The organism is Promicromonospora kroppenstedtii DSM 19349 (assembly GCF_000515355.1).
Lineage (GTDB): Bacteria > Actinomycetota > Actinomycetes > Actinomycetales > Cellulomonadaceae > Promicromonospora > Promicromonospora kroppenstedtii.
Map to the genome: position 1 here is coordinate 69674 of NZ_KI911759.1, position 1589 is coordinate 71262.

General features: G+C 73.2%; 3 protein-coding genes. 1 reads left to right on the forward strand and 2 read right to left on the reverse strand.

The features are described from left to right. Positions 1 to 112: 112 nt before the first annotated feature. A complete protein-coding gene (locus tag PROKR_RS27000; protein ID WP_036969972.1) occupies positions 113 to 439 on the forward strand; it encodes an L-rhamnose mutarotase in 327 nt (108 codons plus the stop codon). A gap of 10 nt (positions 440 to 449) precedes the next feature. Here PROKR_RS27000 and PROKR_RS37085 read toward each other — a convergent pair whose 3' ends face one another. Next, positions 450 to 950 carry a cold-shock protein gene (locus PROKR_RS37085; protein ID WP_084800703.1) on the reverse strand — a complete coding sequence of 167 codons (501 nt, stop codon included), beginning with the start codon at positions 948 to 950 and terminating at the stop codon, positions 450 to 452. 61 nt (positions 951 to 1011) lie between these two features. After that, on the reverse strand, positions 1012 to 1589 hold a 578-nt coding region (locus PROKR_RS27010; RefSeq protein WP_157602771.1), incomplete at its 5' end, for an ArsR/SmtB family transcription factor.

Below are 1589 nucleotides of genomic sequence, written 5' to 3' on the forward strand. Positions count from 1 at the left end.
GTACCGGCGCCGCCTCGCGGCGGGGCCGCGGCAGGTCGGGGCGCAGCAGTCCGGGGCGCAGCAGACCGGGCTCTGACCAGCCGCGTCGCCCGCCTCTGATAGCGTCCGGGCCGTGGAACGACATGGTCTCGTGGTCGACGTGGTCCCCGAGAAGCGTGAGGAGTACCTGCGCCTGCACGCCGCCGTCTGGCCGCAGGTCGAGGCGACGCTCCAGGCGTGCAACGTGCACAACTACACGATCTTCGTGCTGGAGAACACGCTGTTCGCCTACTACGAGTACACCGGCGACGACCACGAGGCCGACATGGCCCGGATCGCGCAGGACCCGGTGACGCAGGAGTGGTGGACCCACACCGACCCGTGCCAGACCGCGTTCGGCAAGGACGCCGCGCCCGGCGAGGGCTGGCGCGACATGCAGGAGGTCTGGCACCTGGCCTGACGGCGCCCCCTCACCACCGCTCGTGCGGGATGCGCTCCAGGACCAGCAGCATGATGACGCCGCTGATCAGCAGGGGAAGCCACTCCTCGTGCCCGTTCGCGACCTGGATCATGCCGATCACCATGGAAGGCAGGGCCGCCAGGCCGACGAGTGCGATCACGGCCCGGACCGGGGTGGGGAACTTGGCGGGCTCGGCCGGCTCGCCCAGGAACGGTAGCGCCGGGTCGTCGCCGGCCGAGGGGGAGCCGGCCGGCTCGTGCTCCGGTACGAGTCCTAGCCGCGCCAGCTCCTCCTCGGTCAGGATCGGCCCCAGCGGGGTGACGGCGGTCGCGAGGGGGCCGTCGTCGTCCTGCTCGACCGCGTACGCGACGCGCTCGCCGCGCTCCAGGACCTGGTAGCCGTACGTCAGGATCTCGACCTGGTGGACGCGCAGCCGCGGGCCGCCGTCATCGGGCACGATGACGCCCCACCCGGCCTCGGCGTCGTACGCCGTCACGGTCCCCTCGGCCATCACGTGCCCCCTCGCGATGCGGTCGTGCGGTGTCCTCGTGCGGTGTCGTCTGGCCGAGACGCTAACGGTGCGTCGGTGCCGCGTCCAGGACCGCCCGGCCCGCCGCCGTCAGCTCGTGGGTGACCGTCCGGCCTGCGCGGCTGCTGTCGATCAGCCCGGCGTCGCGCAGGACCGTCAGGTGCTCGCTGGCGGTCGGGTTCGTGACGCTGACCAGATGGGCCACCACGGTGGTCTGCAGCGGGGTGGTCAGCGCGGCCAGGATCCGGGCACGGGTGGCGCCGAGCAGCCGGTCGAGCGACCGCGGGGTGGCGGGCGCCGACCAGAGGTAGCGCCCCGTGGCCGGGTAGCAGATCGCGGGGGACCAGTGGTCCGACGTCGTGCACTGCACGCGGTCGGTGATGAACAGGGACGGCACCAGGATCAGGCCGTCCGGGCAGTCGGTCTCGACGTTGACAGCGGACTCGACGGTCACCGTGTCGCCGTCGCTGGTCACGGACGGGTGCAGCCGGGGGAGCACCGCGCGCAGGCCCTCGCGGTTGACCTGCACGGCGCGGTCCAGCAGCTCGGCGCGCAGAGCCTGCCGCATGGACGGCCACTCGGGCTCCACGGCCGCCCGCCAGAGGCGGCGTACCGCGGCGG